Source organism: Streptomyces sp. NPDC040610, from assembly GCF_055594065.1.
The window spans coordinates 13,833-30,820 of the sequence record NZ_JBVIXA010000014.1 but is presented as its reverse complement, the minus strand read 5'-3'; the positions used below and the strand labels follow the sequence as shown (position 1 = coordinate 30,820).

The window sequence follows — 16,988 nt, the reverse complement described above, 5'->3', positions numbered from 1 at the left end:
CCTCCCCCCCCTCCCCTCCCTCTCCCCCCCCCCTCCCCCCCCCCCCCCCCCCCCCCCCCCCCCCCCCCCCCCCCCCCCCCCCCCCCCCCGCTCCTGTTGGATCATGCCCCTCTTCGATGTCGGCACCGTCACGTAGGCTCGTGGTCAAAGGGCGTAGCAACGCCGCCATGCCGATCCGGACCGGAGAGGGGGCCCACGTGCTCATCGACACGTATGGCCGAGTGGCCACCGATCTGCGGGTTTCGCTGACCGACCGCTGCAACCTGCGGTGCACGTACTGCATGCCGGAAGAGGGCCTGCAGTGGCTGGCCAAGCCGGACCTGCTCACGGACGACGAGATCGTCCGCCTCGTCCGCATAGCCGTCACGCGCCTCGGCATCGAAGAAGTCCGCTTCACCGGCGGCGAGCCGCTGCTGCGCCCCGGCCTCGTCGGCATCGTCGAGCGCTGCGCCGCCCTGGAGCCGCGCCCCAGGATGTCCCTGACGACGAACGGCATCGGCCTCAAGCGCACCGCCAAGGCCCTGAAGGAAGCGGGCCTCGACCGGGTCAACGTCTCCCTGGACACCCTGCGCCCGGACGTCTTCAAGACCCTCACCCGCCGCGACCGCCACCGCGACGTCCTCGACGGCCTCGAAGCCGCCCGCGACGCGGGCCTGACCCCGGTCAAGGTCAACACGGTCCTGATGCCGGGCCTGAACGACGACGAGGCCCCCGACCTGCTCGCCTGGGCCGTGGAGAACGACTACGAACTGCGCTTCATCGAGCAGATGCCCCTGGACGCCCAGCACGGCTGGAAGCGCGACGGCATGATCACGGCCGGTGACATCCTGACCTCGCTGCGCACCCGCTTCACCCTCACCGAGGAGGGCTCCGCGAAGCGCGGCTCCGCCCCGGCCGAGCGCTGGGTCGTCGACGGCGGCCCGCACCGCGTCGGAGTGATCGCCTCCGTCACGCGTCCGTTCTGCTCCGCCTGCGACCGCACCCGGCTCACGGCCGACGGCCAAGTGCGCACCTGCCTGTTCGCCAGCGAGGAGACCGACCTGCGCGCTGCGCTGCGGGCGGCACCCGAGGGCACGGACGGCGACGGCGTCGACGACGGCGCGGACGAGGAGATCGCCCGCATCTGGCGGCTCGCGATGTGGGGCAAGAAGGCGGGCTCCGGCCTCGACGACCCGTCGTTCCTCCAGCCCGACCGCCCGATGTCCGCGATCGGCGGCTAGGGCCTCTCCGACGGGTCGGTCAGCCGGTGGAGCCCTCCGGCTGCTCCCACTCGGCGAGCGGGACGACGTCCTTCAAGAAGCCTCGTACGCCCAGGAATTGGGACAGGTGCTCGCGGTGTTCGTCGCACGCGAGCCAGGTCTTGCGACGCTCCGGAGTATGGATCTTCGGGTTGTTCCAGGCGAGCACCCAGACCGCGGCGACGCGGCAGCCCTTGGCGGAACAGATCGGTGTTTCGTCGCTCACGTACTCATCCCAAACAAGGCGACGCCGAGCAGCCACGGGGGGAGCTGCCCGGCGTCGGTCTGTCGCTCCGACGGGGGATGCGGAGCGCGTACGAAGTATGTCACGGGGAACCGGCCGCCTGGCACTGGAACTACATGATTGATCTGAGGTTTTCTTGAGCTTGGCGTAAGGTCGACGGTCAACTCTGTTCGCCCGACCGCGCCTTCGCGTCCTCGTTCGTGACCCGGGTCACATCTTCCGGGACGGGTTCCGCGGCCCGTTCACGGGTCGCCGTCGGGGGCAGCATCGGCCGAGACGGTGCCGGTACGAAGGTTGACGGCAGCGACGGAGTGTTCTCGCGGCCGGCGTTGGCGATCACCACGGCGACGTACGGAAGGAGCACTCCGAGTACCAGCGCGACCAGAGCGACATGGCGCTCGACGTTCCAGAGCGCCGCGGCGGCAATGACTGAAACAGTACGGACCGACATCGAGATCACATACCGTCGCTGCCGGCCCCGGATGTCGTCCGCGAGGCCCTGGCGGGCCCCTGTGATCCGGAAGACCTGGGCGCTGCTCTGCTTCCGCATCACGTTCCACCGCCTGCCCGTCATGCCAGGCTCTCCCCGGCCTGGACGCTCCACCACGTTACGCCGCACCTGCGCCGACGCGTAGACCGGGGGGCGGCTCGGCTCCTGGTGGGGGCTGCGTCGCGCCACGTATGGAGGTGCCCGACATGCGCCGTATGGCGGATGGACCGACACTGAGCGTAATGCTCATGTCGAGCCGTCTGAGGAGGCAGCTATGGGCTGGTTGTGGGCGATCATCGTGGGATTCGTGCTGGGCCTGATCGCCAAGGCGATCCTGCCGGGCAAGCAGCACAGTCCGCTCTGGCTGACGACCATCTTCGGCATCATCGGCGCCGTACTCGGCAACTGGATGGCCGCCGGGTTCGGTATCGACGAGACCAAGGGCATCGACTGGGGACGGCACGCGCTCCAGTTGGTCGCCGCGCTCGTGGTGGTGGGCCTGGGCGACGCCGCGTACAAGATGATCAAGGGCGGTAAACAGACGACCTAGTGGCGGGGAGCAGAGAGGGGCCGGTCCGTGCGGACCGGCCCCTCTCCCTTGCTGTGCCGGGCGGTCAGGCCGTGACCGCGGCCCCGACCCGGGCGGTCAGGCCGTGACCTCGACCGCCGCCAGGTTCTTCTTGCCGCGCCGCAGCACCAGCCAGCGCCCGTGCAGCAGATCCGCGCGGTCCGCCACGGCGTCCTCGGCGGCGACCTTCGCGTTGTTCACGTACGCCCCGCCCTCCTTGACCGTGCGGCGCGCGGCCGACTTGCTCGCCACCAGGCCGACCTCCGCGAACAGGTCCACGACCGGGCCCAGCTCGCCGACCTGGATGTGCGGAAGCTCCGACAGCGCCGCCGCGAGCGTCGCCTCGTCGAGGTCGACAAGGTCGCCCTGGCCGAACAGCGCCTTCGACGCGGCGATCACGGCCGCGCACTGGTCGGCGCCGTGCACCAGCGTGGTCAGCTCCTCGGCGAGCGCGCGCTGCGCCGCGCGCGCCTGCGGACGCTCCTCGGTCTGCTGCTCCAGCTCCTCCAGCTCCTCGCGGGACTTGAAGCTGAGAATGCGCAGGTACTTCGAGATGTCCCGGTCGTCCACGTTCAGCCAGAACTGGTAGAACGCGTACGGCGTCGTCATCTCCGGGTCGAGCCAGACGGCGCCGCCCTCGGTCTTGCCGAACTTGGTGCCGTCCGCCTTGGTCATCAGGGGCGTCGCGAGCGCGTGCACGGTCGCGTCCGGCTCCAGGCGGTGGATCAGGTCGATGCCCGCCGTGAGGTTGCCCCACTGGTCGCTGCCGCCCTGCTGGAGGGTGCAGCCGTGGCGGCGGTACAGCTCCAGGAAGTCCATGCCCTGCAGCAGCTGGTAGCTGAACTCCGTGTAGCTGATGCCCTCCTGGGACTCCAGGCGGCGGGCGACCGAGTCCTTGGTGAGCATCTTGTTCACGCGGAAGTGCTTGCCGATGTCCCGCAGGAACTCGATCGCGGACATCCCCGCGGTCCAGTCCAGGTTGTTGACCATGACCGCGGCGTTCTCGCCCTCGAAGGACAGGAACGGCTCGATCTGCGAGCGCAGCCGCGACACCCAGTTCGCGACCGTCTCCGGGTCGTTCAGGGTGCGCTCCGCGGTCGGCCGCGGGTCGCCGATCTGACCCGTGGCGCCGCCCACCAGGGCGAGCGGGCGGTGGCCCGCCTGCTGCAGGCGGCGCACGGTCAGGACCTGCACGAGATGCCCGACGTGCAGGCTGGCCGCCGTCGGGTCGAAGCCGCAATAGAACGTGACGGGACCGTCCGCGAGCGCCTTGCGCAGGGCTTCTTCGTCGGTGGACTGCGAGAACAGCCCCCGCCACTTCAGCTCGTCGACGATGTCCGTCACGGGTCTCGTGTCTCCTTGGGTGTGCTGGAACCGCGCACCTCGAGGTGCGGTGTCCGAGGTGCGTGCACCCCGGCGTACCTCGGGTGCAGTCTCCGAGGTTATACGCCCTGGCTGACAGAGCTCATATTGAAATCGGGGACCCGCAGCGCGGGCATCGCGGCCCGGGTGAACCAGTCGCCCCACTCGCGCGGCAGCGTCTTCTCCGTACGGCCCGCCTCGCTGGCCCGCGACAGCAGGCCCACCGGCGACTCGTTGAAGCGGAAGTTGTTCACCTCGCCGACCACCTCGCCGTTCTCCACCAGATACACGCCGTCCCTGGTCAGGCCGGTGAGCAGCAGCGTCGCCGGGTCCACCTCGCGGATGTACCACAGGCAGGTCAGGAGCAGGCCGCGCCCGGTGGCCGCGACCATGTCGTCGAGGGAGCGGTCCGAGCCACCGTCGAGGACGAGGTTGTCGATCACCGGGGCCACCGGCAGGCCCGTCAGCGCGGCGCTGTGCCGGGTCGTCGTGAGCTGCGCCAGCTCGCCCCCGCGCAGCCACTCGGTGGGCCGCAGCGGCAGTCCGTTGTCGAACACCGACGCGTCGTCGCCGGAGGCGTGCGCGAGGACGAACGGCGCCGACTCCAGACCCGGCTCGTTCGGGTCGCTGCGCAGCGTCAGCGGCAGCTCCGAGATCCGCTCGCCGACCCGGGTGCCGCCGCCCGGCTTGGAGAACACCGTGCGGCCCTCCGCGGCGTCCCGCCCCGCCGACGACCACAGCTGGTAGATCAGCAGGTCCGCGACGGCGGTCGGCGGAAGCAGCGTCTCGTACCGCCCGGCGGGCAGCTCCACCCGCCGCTGAGCCCAGGCCAGGCGCCGCGCAAGCTCCTCGTCCAGGGCGCCGGGGTCGACGTCCTTGAAGTCCCGGGTGGCCCGGCCCGCCCACGCCGAGCGGGTGCGGTCCGGGGACTTCGCGTTCAGCTCCAGGGTGCCGCTCGGCTGGTCGTGGCGCAGCCGCAGCCCCGTCGACGTACCCAGATAGGTGGAGGTCAGCTCGTGGTTGGCGAAGCCGTACAGCTCCCGGCCGCCCGCCCGGGCGCGGGCGAACGCCTCGCCGAGCGCGGGCGCGAAGTCCACGAAGACCGCCGAGGACGTCTCGGCGGGCGCGTCCGTGAAGTCCGGCGAGGCCGGGGCGTCGGCCACCAGCGGCTGCGCGTCCTCCGCGGGCCCACCCGCGCGCGCCGCGGCCTCGGCGGCCCGCACCAGCGGCTCCAGGTCGGCGGCGGTCACCGCGGACCGCGAGACGACACCGGAGGCGGTGCCCTCCTTGCCGTCGACCGTGGCGATGACGGTGAGGGTGCGGCCGCGGGTGACGCCGTTGGTGGTGAGCGCGTTGCCCGCCCAGCGCAGGTTCGCCGTCGACTCCTCGTCGGCGATCACCACGCAGCCGTCGGCGGTGGACAGCTCCAGGGCGCGCTCGACGATCTCGTGCGGCTTGGCGGTGCGGCTCATCGACCGGCCTCCTGCGTGGTGTTGAGGATGTTGACGCCCGAGAAGAGGGCGGAGGGGCAGCCGTGCGACACGGCCGCGACCTGGCCCGGCTGGGCCTTGCCGCAGTTGAAGGCGCCGCCGAGGACGTACGTCTGCGGGCCGCCGATCGCCGTCATCGAGCCCCAGAAGTCGGTGGTCGTCGCCTGGTAGGCGACATCGCGCAGCTGCCCGGTGAGCCGCCCGTTCTCGATCTTGTAGAAGCGCTGTCCGGTGAACTGGAAGTTGTAGCGCTGCATGTCGATGGACCAGGAGCGGTCTCCGACCACGTAGATGCCCCGGTCGACGCCGCTGATCAGGTCCTCCGTGGAGAGCCCGCCGGGGTCCGGCTGCAGCGAGACGTTCGCCATGCGCTGCACCGGGACGTGCCCGGGGGAGTCGGCGTACGCGCAGCCGTTGGACCGCTCGAAGCCGGTGAGCTTCGCGATCCGCCGGTCCAGCTGGTAGCCGACGAGGGTGCCGTCCTTGACCAGGTCCCAGGACTGCGCGGCCACGCCCTCGTCGTCGTACCCGATGGTCGCGAGCCCGTGCTCGGCCGTGCGGTCGCCCGTGACGTTCATCAGGGACGAGCCGTACGCGAGCTTGCCGAGCTGGTCGAAGGTCGCGAACGAGGTGCCCGCGTACGCCGCCTCGTAGCCGAGCGCGCGGTCCAGCTCCGTGGCGTGGCCGATGGACTCGTGGATCGTCAGCCACAGGTTCGAGGGGTCGACGACGAGGTCGTAGCGGCCCGCCTCGACGCTCGGGGCCCGCATCTTCTCCGCCAATTGCTCCGGGATCCGGTCGAGTTCCCCCGCCCAGTCCCAGGTGTTCCCGGTGAGGTACTCCCAGCCGCGGCCGACCGGCGGCGCGATGGTGCGCATCGAGTCGAACTCGCCGGTGGACTCGTCGACGGCGACGGCGGTCAGTTGCGGATGCAGACGCACCCGCTGCTGGGTGGTCACCGTGCCCGCCGTGTCCGCGTAGAACTTGTTCTCGTGCACGGTGAGCAGCGAGGCGTCCACGTGCGCGACCCCGGCGGCCCCGAGCAGCCGCGCGCTCCACTCCGCGAGCAGCCCCGTCTTCTCGGCGTCCGGCACGGAGAAGGGGTCGATCTCGTACGCGGACACCCAGGTCCGGTCCGCGTGCACCGGCTCGCCGGCCAGCTCGACGCGCTCGTCCGACCCCGCCGCCTTGATGACCTGCGCCGAGAGCTTCGCCATCGCGACGGCCTGCGAGGCGACCCGGGCCGCCGTGTCCATCGTCAGATCGACGCCCGAGGCGAACCCCCACGCCCCGTCGTGCACCACCCGCACCGCGTATCCCAGATCCGTGGTGTCGGACGACCCGGCCGGCTTGGCGTCCCGCAGCCGCCAGGCCGCGCTGCGCACCCGCTCCAGGCGGAAGTCCGCGTGCTCGGCGCCCAGCGCACGCGCGCGGGCGAGCGCCGCGTCGGCGAGTGCCCGCAACGGCAACGCCGTGAAGGCTTCATCGATGGAATGAGGCACGGAATGTCTCCCTGCTGTCGCCTGTGGTGGGCCTGCTCGCCCCGGCACGGTCACGGCCGCCCCCCGGCACCGGCCACGTCCGATCATGGCGTGCGAACCGGACGGTGGCCACACTTTTCTGTAGGGATCCAACAGCGACTCATCTGCGCCACTGTCGGTCGCCGATTCTCCGTATCGCGCACGGTACCGATAGGTTTTCGGAAGACCACACAGCCAAGGAAAGGGTGATCCGTTGAGCCGCTCGGTTCTCGTCACTGGAGGAAACCGGGGCATCGGCCTCGCCATCGCCCGCGCGTTCGCCGACGCCGGCGACAAGGTCGCGATCACCTACCGCTCGGGTGAGCCGCCCAAGGACCTCACCGCGGCCGGCGTCCTCGCCGTCAAGTGCGACATCACCGACGCCGAGACGGTGGAGCAGGCCTACAAGGAGATCGAGGAGAAGCACGGAGCCGTCGAGGTCCTGGTCGCCAACGCGGGCATCACCAAGGACCAGCTCCTGATGCGCATGTCCGAGGAGGACTTCACGTCCGTCCTCGACACCAACCTCACCGGCACCTTCCGCGTCGTGAAGCGGGCCAACCGCGGCATGCTGCGCGCCAGGAAGGGCCGCGTCGTCCTCATCTCCTCGGTGGTGGGTCTCTACGGCGGGCCCGGGCAGGCGAACTACGCCGCCTCCAAGGCGGGCCTGGTCGGCTTCGCGCGTTCCCTCGCCCGGGAGCTCGGGTCGCGCAACCTCACCTTCAACGTCGTCGCGCCCGGTTTTGTCGACACGGACATGACCCAGGTGCTGACGGACGAGCAGCGCGCGAACATCGTGTCGCAGGTGCCGCTCGGCCGTTACGCCAAGCCCGAGGAGATCGCCGCGACGGTGAAGTTCCTCGCGTCGGACGACGCCTCGTACATCACTGGAGCCGTCATCCCGGTTGACGGCGGATTGGGCATGGGTCACTGATCACCATGAGCGGAATTCTCGACGGCAAGCGCATCCTCGTCACGGGCGTCCTCACGGAGGGCTCCATCGCCTTCCACGCGGCCAAGGTCGCCCAGGAGCAGGGCGCCGAGGTCGTCCTCACCGGCTTCGGCCGGGTCACGCTCGTGGAGCGCATCGCCAAGCGGCTGCCCAAGCCCACCACGGTCATCGAGATGGACGTGACCGACCAGGAGCACCTGGACTCGCTTGCCGCCAAGGTCAACGAGTACTTCGGCGACGACGAGGGCATCGACGGCGTCGTCCACTCGATCGCCTTCGGCCCGCAGGGCGCCTTCAACTTCCTGGAGGCGGACTGGGCGGACGTCTCGACGGCCCTCCAGGTCTCGGCGTACTCCCTGAAGTCGCTCACCATGGCGCTGCTCCCGCTGATGGAGAAGCGCGGCGGCGGCTCGGTCGTCGGCATCACCTTCGACGGCTCCATCGCCTGGCCGAAGTACGACTGGATGGGCGTCGCCAAGGCCGCCCTGGAGTCCACCGGGCGCTACCTGGCGCGTGACCTCGGCGGCCGCAACGTCCGCGTCAACATGGTCTCGGCCGGCCCGATCAAGTCCATGGCCGCCAAGTCCATCCCGGGCTTCGAGGAGCTCGCGGACGTCTGGAACCACCGCGCCCCCATCGGCTGGGACCTCACCGACCCGGAGCCCGCGGGTCGCGGCGTCGTCGGCCTCCTGTCGGACTTCTTCCCGAAGACGACGGGCGAGGTCGTGCACGTCGACGGCGGCGTCCACATGATGGGTGCCTGAGCAGGACCTCGTACGTTCTCGTACGTGCCCTTGTACGTGGCCGACGCCCCGTCCCCCGCAGCGCGCGGGAGGCGGGGCGTCGCCCGTTCGGCCGCCTGACCGGGCGGGGGCGGGCCCGGACCGCGCACCCTGAGGTGTGCGCTGGTCACCTGGTGCGGTGCTCGCCGCCCTCGCCCTGCTGGTCGCCCTGCCCTACGACGCCGCGTCCCACGGGGCCGGGGGAGCGGTGACCCGCGCGGCCGACAGCGGTGACCGGGGCGGGGCCGCTCGACCGGCCCGCGCGGACCGGCCGTTCGGCGCGGAGTGCCGCAGCAGCGTCCAGGGGTCGACGGCCGTCGCGTACTGCCACAACCCCTACCCCGAGACCGACCGGGTCCGGCTGCACATCGAGTGCGACCGGTGGTGGGACGTCGACAGCGACAGCGCCCCGGTCGCCGCCGGACCGGCGGGGACGGTGCGGCTCACCGGGCGGTGCTGGAAGGAGATCCGCTCGGTGTGGGTCAGCCACCAGCGGTGAGACCGGGGAGCGGCGGGGCGGGCGGACCTCAGGCGTCGGCCGCGAAGCGCTCCGGGCGGCACAGGTAGGGATAGCTGGCCGCCTCCGCCGCGGCGGCCTCCGCGTCCCCCGCGCGGATCGCCTCGACGAGCCGCCCGTGGTCCATGTACGCCTCCGGGGTCAGCTCCCGGCCGATGTCCTCGCGCAGCCAGTCCCGCAGCACCTCGCCCAGGTCCGCGTACATGGCCGTCATGACGTCGTTGTGCGACGCGGCCACCACCGCCAGGTGCAGCGTCGAGTCGGCCGTCACGAACGCCTCGGCGTCACCCGACGCCCAGGCCTCCTCGCGGCGCGCGAGCAGCGTGTCCAACTGCCGCAGATCCCGCTCGGTGCGCCGCTCGGCGGCCAGCTTCGCCGCGCTCGACTCCAGCGTGGCCCGCAGCTCCGCGATGTGCCGGGGGCTGGCGTCGGCGAACCTGCGCTGCATCACGCCCGCCAGCTCGCTGGTCGCGACCACATAGGTGCCCGAGCCTTGGCGGATGTCGAGCAGACCGTTGTGGGCGAGGGCGCGGACCGCCTCGCGCACCGTGTTCCTGGCCACACCCAGCTGCTCGACCAGCTCGGGCTCGGTGGGGATGCGGGAGCCCACCGGCCACTCGCCGGACGAGATCTGGTTGCGCAGCTCGGAGATGACCTGCTCGGAGAGCGCCGAGCGGCGAGGCGTGGTCAGGGGCATGGCGTTCCTTCGGGCGAGCGGTCGGACGGAGGGCCGTGCGGTGGCCGGGCGGGTGCCCGGCGGTGCTTGCATCGTGAAACGGATTGGACAGCCAATCATCCCATGATTCTATGATGGCTCTCATGGCGAGTGAGGAAGCGAAGGCGACGAGTCCAGCGACGGGTACGGCGACGGCGGCACCGGAGGCGCCCACCGGACGCACGGGCGGCACCGGCACCACCGACACCACCGGCGGGTCCGGACCCGCGCGGACCGCGGCGGCCGCCGGGAAACCGTCGTCCACGCGCGCGTGGACGACGCGTCTCGTCATCGTCGGCATCGTCCTCGCGGCCCTCAACCTGCGGCCCGCCATCACCAGCCTCGGCGCCCTCCTCGAAGAGGTCCGCGACGGGCTCGGCATGAGCGGCACCCTCGCCGGTCTCCTCACCTCCGTGCCGCCGCTGTGCTTCGCGGCCTTCGGCAGCCTCGCGCCCCGCTTCGCCCGGCGCTTCGGCGCGGGCGCGGTGGTGTGCGGCGGCATGGTGGCCATCGCCACGGGCCTGCTGATACGTCCCTTCCTGGGCGGCACCGTCGGCTTCCTGGCCGCGAGCGCGCTCGCACTGATGGGTATCGCCGTCAGCAACGTGCTGATGCCGGTGATCGTCAAGCGCTGGTTCCCGGACCGCGTCGGCTCGATGACCGGCCTGTACTCCATGGCTCTCGCGCTCGGCACCTCGCTCGCCGCCGCCGTCACCGTGCCGGTGACCGACGCGCTCGGCGGCAGCTGGCGCGCGGGCCTCGCCATCTGGGCCGCGGTCGCCGTCGTCGCCGTCGTGCCCTGGATCCCGCTGGTGCGTGAGCGCGGCACCGACGCCGCCGGATCCGAGCGGGTGCCCGCGGCCGTGCGGCGGCAGGACGAGGAACTGCGCATCACCCACAGCCGCACCGCCTGGGCGCTGGCCTGCTTCTTCGGCCTCCAGGCCACCGCCGCGTACATCACGATGGGCTGGCTGCCGCAGATCTTCCGGGACGCGGGGGTGCCCGCCGGTGAGGCCGGTGTGCTGCTCGCCGTCACGATGGCCATGGGCGTGCCCCTCGCCTTCGTCATCCCGCGCGTGGCGACGCGGCTGTCCCACCAGGGTCCCGTGGTGGTCGCCCTCGGCACCTGCGGGCTCGCCGGATACGCGGGCCTGTACTTCGCCCCGGCGGGCGGCGCCTGGGCCTGGGCGCTGCTGTGCGGCATCTCCAACTGCGCCTTCCCGCTGGCCCTCACCATGGTCGGCATGCGGGCCAAAAGCAGCGCGGGCGTGGCCAAGCTGTCCGCCTTCGCGCAGAGCACCGGCTATCTGATCTCGATCCCCGGACCGCTGCTCGTCGGCGTCCTCTACCAGCACAGCGGCGGCTGGGGCCTGCCGATCGCGCTCATGGCGGGCCTGATGGTGCCGCAGATCGTCGTCGGCGTCCTCGCGGGCCGCGACCGCACCATCGAGGACGAGGTGGCACAGCGGACGGCCGCCGCGCGGGCGGGAGCCTGACCCCGGAGGGCGCGGTCCGCCCGCGAGGTGCGAGACTTGCCCCATGCCAGTGCTCGACCCGAACCCCCAGAACGGCCAGAAGAAGCTGCTCCTCGTGCTCGGCGCGATGCTGGCCATCACCGTGATCATCGGAATCGTCGCGACGGTGGCCTCCCCCTGACGATCCCTCAGCAGGCGGCGCGGGGCCCCCGCGTCGCCGGATGGTGGGGCTAGCACCACCATCCCCTAGGGGGCCAGTGTCAGGGTTAACTGGGTGGATCACCGGATGGGTTGAGGGCGCCGGACTCCGTACCTTCGAGATGTGGCCGCGAAGACGCGGCACGGAGCACTCGAAGACCATGGAGGCGGCATGTCGGCCCGTTCGCACACCCGACGCGACCCGGCGGACCAGGCGAAGCAGGTCGGCATCGAGATCCAGCTGCCCTGGTGGGCCATCGCCCTGCCCGCGATCGCCTTCGCGGCGCTGCTCCTGCTGATACTGAACCCGGCGGACGCCCACGCGGCGAGCAGCGAACCCGCGGTCACGGACATCCTGGAGCGCCTGCGGGAGATGCTGAGCATCGCGGCGTGACGCCTTCCACGATCCCCTCCGGGCCCGCTTCGAAGATCGTGAGCGATTGCGCCCCGGCCGCGGGGAGCGGCCCCGGCACCGCCCCTGACCTCGTGGGTCACCTGGTGAAAGCCCTGTCACCCGTGCTGACGGAGCCCGTCAACTCCCTGCGCCCGACGGCGTGTTTCATGCGAAGCTGGGACGCATGAGCGTCGCAGAACCCCGCAGGATTGTCCTCTTCCGGCATGCGAAGGCCGACTGGCCCCAGGTGTCCGACCACGAGCGCCCGCTCGCCGACCGCGGCCGCAGGGACGCCCCCGTGGCCGGGCGCAGACTGGCCGAGAGCGGCATCGCCTTCGACCTCGCCCTCTGCTCGACCGCCGCCAGGACCCGCGAGACCTGGAAGCTCGCCGTCCAGGAGCTCTCGCAGCGGCCCCGGACGGTGTACGAGGATCGGGTCTACGAGGCGTCCCCCGGCGAGCTGATCGCCGTGCTCAACGAAACCCCGGACGACGTCCGGGACCTGATCCTGATCGGCCACAACCCCGGCGTCCACGGCCTCGCCGACGTCCTCAGCGGCGAGGCCGAGGGCGACGCCCAGGTGCGGATGAACCGCCGAGGCTTCCCGACGTCGGCGTTCGCCGTCCTGACGTACACCGGATCGTGGAAGGGCCTTGAGCCGGGGACGGCGACCCTGGTGGACTACTGGGCGCCGTCCGAGTAGCGGCACCCTCACACCGACCTGTTCCGACCCACGAGAAGGGCCCGGCGTCGAGGGACGCCGGGCCCGTCGGCTCAGACGTGGAGGTGCGCGGCGCGCGGAGCCCTGACGCGCGGGCGCCCCGACGTGCCGGGTGCGCCGGGTTCGCTCAGTCCTGGTCCAGGTGCATGTCCGCGGCCTCGACCTCTTCGCGGGTGATGCCCAGGAGATACAGGACGGTGTCGAGGAAGGGGACGTTCACCGCGGTGTGGGCGGCCTCGCGGACCAGCGGCTTGGCGTTGAAGGCGACGCCCAGGCCGGCGGCGTTGAGCATGTCCAGGTCGTTGGCGCCGTCGCCGATCGCCACGGTCTGCTCCAGCGGCACGCCCGCCTCGGCGGCGAAGCGGCGCAACAGCCGGGCCTTGCCCGCGCGGTCGACGATCTCGCCGGTCACCTTGCCGGTGAGCCTGCCGTCGACGATCTCCAGGGTGTTGGCGTGGGCGAAGTCCAGGCCGAGGCGCTCCTTCAGGTCGTCGGTGACCTGGGTGAAGCCGCCGGAGACGACGCCGACCTGATAGCCGAGGCGCTTGAGGGTGCGGATGAGCGTACGGGCGCCGGGGGTCAGGCGGACCTCGGTCCTGACCTTGTCCACGGCGGACACGTCCAGGTCCTTGAGCAGGGCGACCCGGGCGTGCAGCGACTCCTCGAAGTCCAGCTCGCCGCGCATGGCCGCCGTGGTCACGGCGGCGACCTCCTCCTCGCAGCCCGCGTGCGCGGCGAAGAGCTCGATCACCTCGTCCTGGATGAGGGTCGAGTCGACGTCCATCACGACCAGGCGCTGGGCACGGCGGTGCAGGCCCGCCGCCACGACCGCGATGTCCACGCCGAGGGCGTGCGCCTGTGTCGCGAGGGCGGTGCGCAGCGGCTCGGTCTCCGTGCCGGAGACGGCGAACTCCACTGCGGTGACCGGGTACTTGGCGAGGCGGAAGACACGGTCGATGTTGCCGCCCGTCCCTGTGATGCAGGCGGCGATCGCGGCCGTCGACTCCGCGGTGAGGGGGTGGCCGAGCACCGTCACCAGGGAGCGGCCGAGGCCGCGCGGGCGGTTGTCGCCGTGGCCCGAGATGATCTCGGCCTGGAGCTTCACGGACTCCGCCCAGCTGTGGACGGTGGCCCGCAGGTCGCCCTCCATGCCGGGCGGCGGGGCGGTGACCAGGGCGCACAGCACTATCCGGCCACGGGTCACGACCTGCTCGATGTCGACGACGTCTACGGAGTACGCGGCGAGGGTGTCGAAGAGTCCGGCGGTGATGCCTGGGCGGTCCTTGCCGAAGATCTTGACCAGAAGGGTGGGGAGGTCGGCGGGGGCGCCGGGACCTGCTGCGGTGGAATCGCCGGAGGCCGGCGGGGGCGTCGAGGCACTCATGGTGATCCCCACGGTAGCTGGCCGGGTCGGCCTGGTGACGGGCCTGTCCGGTCCTCGGACGGCGACACCCCGGAGGCCGGGGGTCCCTTTACCTGGGGGTCTTGGGTGGGCTGTCGCTTGTTCATCTGTGGGCGGGGAGGGGTGGGGCGGGGGGAGGGGGGGTGGTGAGGGCTTTCGAGCCCGCCGCTTCACGGCGGAGCGGGCGTGCGGCGTGCGACGTCGGGCCTCGTTCTGCGGAGCCCGACGTCGGCCCTCGCCTCATGGCATGCGGTGTCGGGCCTCGCTTCGCGGCGGTCCAGGCCGGTCCGCGTTCTGCGGCGTGCGGCGTCGGGCCTCGCTTCGCGGCGCTCCAAGCTGGCCTCGTCCTGCGCGTCGGCCTTCTCCTCGCGGTGCCTGGCGGCAGCCTTCGCCCTGCGGCACGCGACGACGACCCTCACTCCGCGGCTCCCGGCGGCGCCTTCGCCCTGCGGCGCCCGACGTCGGTCCTTGCCTCGTGGCCTGCGGCGTCGGGCCTCGCTTTGCGGCGTTCCACGGTGGTCCGCGTCCTGCGGCGTGCGACGTCGGTGCTCTCCTCGCGGCGCTTGGCGGCAGCCCCCATCTCGCAGCACGCGACGGTAGCCCCCGCCCCGCAGCGCCCGACGCCAGCCCTCAGCCCTCACCCCCACGCCAGCCATCCCCCCACACCCCAGCCCTACCGCTTCCTCGGCCCCCCACCCGACGGCGGAGGCGGCGGAGGCGGAGGCGGGGGAGGCGGCGGAGGCCACTCCTCCTCCCCGCGGCGGCCGCGCCTCGGCCCCTCACCCCGCCGCGGGGGCACCACCGGCCCCGCCACCGTGGGCGCCCCGCTCACCTGCGGAGGCACCCCACCGGCCCGGGGCGGAGGCCCACCGGCCCGCGGCGGACGTCCACCCGCCGACGGCGACCCCCGGCCCGCCGAGGGAGGCACCCCACCCCCGGCAGGAGCCCCACCGCCACCGCCGCTGCCGCCACCAGAGCCAGGGCCACCACCAGCGCCAGGACCCGACCTCGGCCCATGACCCGGCCCCGGCCCATGACCCGGCCCCGCCCCAGAACCTGACCCCCGGTCCCAGCCCGGCCCCGGCCCCGGCCCCGGCCCCCGGTCCCGCAACTCCTCCGGCACCTGCAAATACGGATTGGTCTCAGCCCGAGGCGGCCGATAGGGCGTGCTCTCCCGGTAGGGCCCCGCCCCGTGGGCCCCGGGCACCACCTGCTGCTCCCGGCCCGCACCGGCCGCGACGTCGTCCACCTCGGCGCCCGCGAGCGCAAGCGGCGCCGCACGGCCCCCGGCCGCCCCGGTCGCCCGGGCGAGTAGCGCCCCTGCGGCCCCGGCGGCCGCACCCCACACGGCCCCGAGGAGCAGCGCCATGCCCAGTCTGGCGTGCAGTTCGAGCCCGGCGCCGAAGCCGTCGAAGCCGAGTACCGACACCGAGGCGTCGGCGGACACGCTCGTCAGCCAGGCCATCAGCGGCAGCGCGACCGCGGTGACGAGCCCGAGCCACAGGGCGCAGCGGGCGGCGAAGCCGACGGCGCCGACGTCCCGTGCCGAGGTGACGCCGGGACCCAGCGGGGTGCGCACGGCAGTGAGGACCCCGGCGAACAGCATCATGACGATCGCCGCGACCGCGAGCAGCCACACCCGGTTGTCCAGCTCGGCGAGCCGCCCCACGGTCAGGGGCTTGTTCGTGTCGCCGCGCAGCAGATCGTCCACCGGGTCCGGCAGGAACCGCGCCAGGGGCCCCTTCGCCTCGCCGTCGTAGGGCACGAAGAGCCCCACGGGCAGGCCGAGGAACACACCGTTCGGCGTGCCGAGCAGCGCGCCGCCGGCGACCCGCTTCGGGTGGTCGTCGCCGATCATCGCGTACCCCGCCGCCGTGAGCCCGGCGACCACGGCCATCAGGACCACGCCGACCAGCGCGGACGCGGCGGGCCGCAGCAGCCGGTGGAGGGCGCCGAGGCCGGGCGGCAGGGGAGTGCGGCGGGAGGCGAGGAGGGCGATGAGCAGCACGGCGACGACCCAGAACCCGCCGCCGAGCAGCGTGGCCCCGGTGTCGACCGTGAAGCCCACCGCGGCCTTCGCCTCGACGAGGTCCCCGAGCCGGTCGGGCAGCAGCCCGCCGATGTCCCCGATGCCGCCGATGTCCTTGAGGCCGTCGGGAATCCGGTCGGCGATACCGTCGGGAAGATTGTCCAGACCTTTGTCGAGCCCTTTGTCGATTCCCTTGTCGATACCGAGCTGTTTGCCGTCGATCGTGATGACATCGTGTCCGGCCCAGGCGAGACCCCCGAGCATGCCGAGGAAAAGCACGATCACCGCGCCCGCGCGGGCCATGAGTTCGGCGGGCGAGATCACAACTCCCGCGCCGCGCAGGGAACGTAAGAAGAAGTAGGAGAGCAGCACCGCCCCCACAAGGCTCACGCCCAGCGGGGTGACCTCGATGGCCGTGGTCGCCTCCGCGCCCTTGAGACCGAAGGCCGACACATCACCGGACGGGGTGACGGAACCGCCGACGCCCAGGGCGATCGCCGCGGCCGTCATCGGCCCGAGCGACCCCGCGGAGTCCGCGCCGAGCAGATGCAGGCCGAGCGCCGCCGTGCCCGCCATGCCGATCAGCGCCCAACTGACCGCGGCGAGCGCGGAGAGCAGGACATCACCCCAGGGCACACCCCGCCGTACGTCCTTGTGTCCGCCGGTCTCCATGGGACCCCCCGAGCTCGCAGCGCGTCGCCCTCCGGGTGACGGAAGCGCGCCGGGGAACCCGTGAGGCGCATGACGGGCATGGCACGGACGGCAGTGGGCGCCGGGGAACGGGCGTCGAGCGCATACCCGTCATTCCAGGCATCACTGACATGAGTGGCATGCGCGATATGCACGCGATCCGCACTCGCTGAGAGCCCTTACTACTTTCCGGGGCGGTAT

17 protein-coding genes are annotated in these 16,988 nt (G+C 72.2%); 9 read left to right on the top strand and 8 right to left on the bottom strand.

Annotated features, from left to right (window positions below; genetic code table 11):
• The first annotated feature begins 197 nt into the window (after positions 1 to 197).
• The gene (moaA, locus tag ACZ6AA_RS33920) at positions 198 to 1,220 is read left to right on the top strand and encodes a GTP 3',8-cyclase MoaA (RefSeq protein ID WP_468484073.1); all 1,023 of its coding nucleotides are present in this window, start codon (positions 198 to 200) and stop codon (positions 1,218 to 1,220) included.
• A gap of 19 nt (positions 1,221 to 1,239) precedes the next feature.
• Here moaA and ACZ6AA_RS33915 read toward each other — a convergent pair whose 3' ends face one another.
• Together ACZ6AA_RS33915 and ACZ6AA_RS33910 are read right to left on the bottom strand one after the other, a co-directional pair.
• Complete coding sequence (locus tag ACZ6AA_RS33915; RefSeq protein WP_468460349.1) at positions 1,240 to 1,464, bottom strand: hypothetical protein; 225 nt, start codon at positions 1,462 to 1,464, stop codon at positions 1,240 to 1,242.
• 178 nt (positions 1,465 to 1,642) lie between these two features.
• On the bottom strand, positions 1,643 to 2,032 hold the full coding sequence (locus tag ACZ6AA_RS33910; RefSeq protein WP_468460347.1) for a DUF3099 domain-containing protein: 390 nt from the start codon (positions 2,030 to 2,032) through the stop codon (positions 1,643 to 1,645).
• 214 nt (positions 2,033 to 2,246) lie between these two features.
• Here ACZ6AA_RS33910 and ACZ6AA_RS33905 point away from each other — a divergent pair, with 214 nt between their 5' ends.
• The gene (locus ACZ6AA_RS33905) at positions 2,247 to 2,522 is read left to right on the top strand and encodes a GlsB/YeaQ/YmgE family stress response membrane protein (RefSeq protein ID WP_468460346.1); all 276 of its coding nucleotides are present in this window, start codon (positions 2,247 to 2,249) and stop codon (positions 2,520 to 2,522) included.
• Between the two features lie 96 nt (positions 2,523 to 2,618).
• Here the strand turns inward: ACZ6AA_RS33905 and tyrS are convergent, their stop codons facing one another.
• From tyrS to ACZ6AA_RS33890, 3 genes are all read right to left on the bottom strand, one after another.
• A complete protein-coding gene (gene tyrS, locus ACZ6AA_RS33900) occupies positions 2,619 to 3,884 on the bottom strand; it encodes a tyrosine--tRNA ligase (RefSeq protein ID WP_468484072.1) in 1,266 nt (421 codons plus the stop codon).
• Positions 3,885 to 3,982: 98 nt separating this feature from the next.
• On the bottom strand, positions 3,983 to 5,374 hold the full coding sequence (locus ACZ6AA_RS33895) for a metallopeptidase TldD-related protein (protein ID WP_468460342.1): 1,392 nt from the start codon (positions 5,372 to 5,374) through the stop codon (positions 3,983 to 3,985).
• Complete coding sequence (locus ACZ6AA_RS33890; protein ID WP_471462323.1) at positions 5,371 to 6,894, bottom strand: TldD/PmbA family protein; 1,524 nt, start codon at positions 6,892 to 6,894, stop codon at positions 5,371 to 5,373. Before ACZ6AA_RS33890 ends, ACZ6AA_RS33895 begins: the two co-directional genes overlap by 4 nt.
• A 232-nt stretch (positions 6,895 to 7,126) precedes the next feature.
• Here ACZ6AA_RS33890 and fabG point away from each other — a divergent pair, with 232 nt between their 5' ends.
• The 3 genes from fabG to ACZ6AA_RS33875 all read left to right on the top strand — a co-directional run bounded on the left by fabG (position 7,127) and on the right by ACZ6AA_RS33875 (position 9,145).
• Complete coding sequence (gene fabG, locus ACZ6AA_RS33885; RefSeq protein ID WP_468460338.1) at positions 7,127 to 7,846, top strand: 3-oxoacyl-[acyl-carrier-protein] reductase; 720 nt, start codon at positions 7,127 to 7,129, stop codon at positions 7,844 to 7,846.
• Between the two features lie 5 nt (positions 7,847 to 7,851).
• Positions 7,852 to 8,628, top strand: a complete 777-nt coding sequence (fabI, locus tag ACZ6AA_RS33880) for an enoyl-ACP reductase FabI (protein ID WP_030361373.1) — start codon at positions 7,852 to 7,854, stop codon at positions 8,626 to 8,628.
• Between the two features lie 136 nt (positions 8,629 to 8,764).
• The gene (locus ACZ6AA_RS33875) at positions 8,765 to 9,145 is read left to right on the top strand and encodes a hypothetical protein (RefSeq protein ID WP_468460335.1); all 381 of its coding nucleotides are present in this window, start codon (positions 8,765 to 8,767) and stop codon (positions 9,143 to 9,145) included.
• Between the two features lie 28 nt (positions 9,146 to 9,173).
• Here the strand turns inward: ACZ6AA_RS33875 and ACZ6AA_RS33870 are convergent, their stop codons facing one another.
• Entirely contained in the window at positions 9,174 to 9,860 is a 687-nt protein-coding gene (locus ACZ6AA_RS33870; RefSeq protein WP_468460333.1) for a FadR/GntR family transcriptional regulator, read from the bottom strand.
• 110 nt (positions 9,861 to 9,970) lie between these two features.
• Between ACZ6AA_RS33870 and ACZ6AA_RS33865 the strand changes: the two genes are divergently transcribed.
• The 4 genes from ACZ6AA_RS33865 (at position 9,971) to ACZ6AA_RS33850 (ending at position 12,648) form a co-directional block, all read left to right on the top strand.
• On the top strand, positions 9,971 to 11,374 hold the full coding sequence (locus ACZ6AA_RS33865) for a CynX/NimT family MFS transporter (protein ID WP_471462320.1): 1,404 nt from the start codon (positions 9,971 to 9,973) through the stop codon (positions 11,372 to 11,374).
• Positions 11,375 to 11,417: 43 nt separating this feature from the next.
• Entirely contained in the window at positions 11,418 to 11,534 is a 117-nt protein-coding gene (locus tag ACZ6AA_RS33860) for an SGM_5486 family transporter-associated protein (RefSeq protein WP_087883525.1), read from the top strand.
• A 189-nt stretch (positions 11,535 to 11,723) separates the two neighbouring features.
• On the top strand, positions 11,724 to 11,945 hold the full coding sequence (locus tag ACZ6AA_RS33855; protein ID WP_471462318.1) for a hypothetical protein: 222 nt from the start codon (positions 11,724 to 11,726) through the stop codon (positions 11,943 to 11,945).
• A gap of 184 nt (positions 11,946 to 12,129) precedes the next feature.
• On the top strand, positions 12,130 to 12,648 hold the full coding sequence (locus ACZ6AA_RS33850) for a SixA phosphatase family protein (protein ID WP_468460327.1): 519 nt from the start codon (positions 12,130 to 12,132) through the stop codon (positions 12,646 to 12,648).
• Positions 12,649 to 12,793: 145 nt separating this feature from the next.
• Here ACZ6AA_RS33850 and serB read toward each other — a convergent pair whose 3' ends face one another.
• Positions 12,794 to 14,050, bottom strand: coding sequence for a phosphoserine phosphatase SerB (gene serB / locus ACZ6AA_RS33845; RefSeq protein ID WP_468460325.1), 1,257 nt, complete (start codon positions 14,048 to 14,050; stop codon positions 12,794 to 12,796).
• Positions 14,051 to 14,741: 691 nt separating this feature from the next.
• Positions 14,742 to 16,769 (bottom strand): streptophobe family protein, encoded by a 2,028-nt coding sequence (locus tag ACZ6AA_RS33840; protein WP_471462316.1) that lies wholly within the window; start codon positions 16,767 to 16,769, stop codon positions 14,742 to 14,744.
• Positions 16,770 to 16,988: the final 219 nt, after the last annotated feature.

What these genes read in the sequence shown, in the direction of transcription:
- ACZ6AA_RS33910 (WP_468460347.1), bottom strand. Translation starts at nt 2,032, where the DNA reads ATGCGGAAGCAGAGCAGCGCCCAGGTCTTCCGGATCACAGGGGCCCGC.
- ACZ6AA_RS33905 (WP_468460346.1), top strand. Translation starts at nt 2,247, where the DNA reads ATGGGCTGGTTGTGGGCGATCATCGTGGGATTCGTGCTGGGCCTGATC.
- ACZ6AA_RS33895 (WP_468460342.1), bottom strand. Translation starts at nt 5,374, where the DNA reads ATGAGCCGCACCGCCAAGCCGCACGAGATCGTCGAGCGCGCCCTGGAG.
- fabI (WP_030361373.1), top strand. Translation starts at nt 7,852, where the DNA reads ATGAGCGGAATTCTCGACGGCAAGCGCATCCTCGTCACGGGCGTCCTC.
- ACZ6AA_RS33870 (WP_468460333.1), bottom strand. Translation starts at nt 9,860, where the DNA reads ATGCCCCTGACCACGCCTCGCCGCTCGGCGCTCTCCGAGCAGGTCATC.
- ACZ6AA_RS33865 (WP_471462320.1), top strand. Translation starts at nt 9,971, where the DNA reads ATGATGGCTCTCATGGCGAGTGAGGAAGCGAAGGCGACGAGTCCAGCG.
- ACZ6AA_RS33860 (WP_087883525.1), top strand. Translation starts at nt 11,418, where the DNA reads ATGCCAGTGCTCGACCCGAACCCCCAGAACGGCCAGAAGAAGCTGCTC.
- ACZ6AA_RS33855 (WP_471462318.1), top strand. Translation starts at nt 11,724, where the DNA reads ATGTCGGCCCGTTCGCACACCCGACGCGACCCGGCGGACCAGGCGAAG.
- ACZ6AA_RS33850 (WP_468460327.1), top strand. Translation starts at nt 12,130, where the DNA reads ATGAGCGTCGCAGAACCCCGCAGGATTGTCCTCTTCCGGCATGCGAAG.
- serB (WP_468460325.1), bottom strand. Translation starts at nt 14,050, where the DNA reads ATGAGTGCCTCGACGCCCCCGCCGGCCTCCGGCGATTCCACCGCAGCA.
- ACZ6AA_RS33840 (WP_471462316.1), bottom strand. Translation starts at nt 16,769, where the DNA reads ATGGAGACCGGCGGACACAAGGACGTACGGCGGGGTGTGCCCTGGGGT.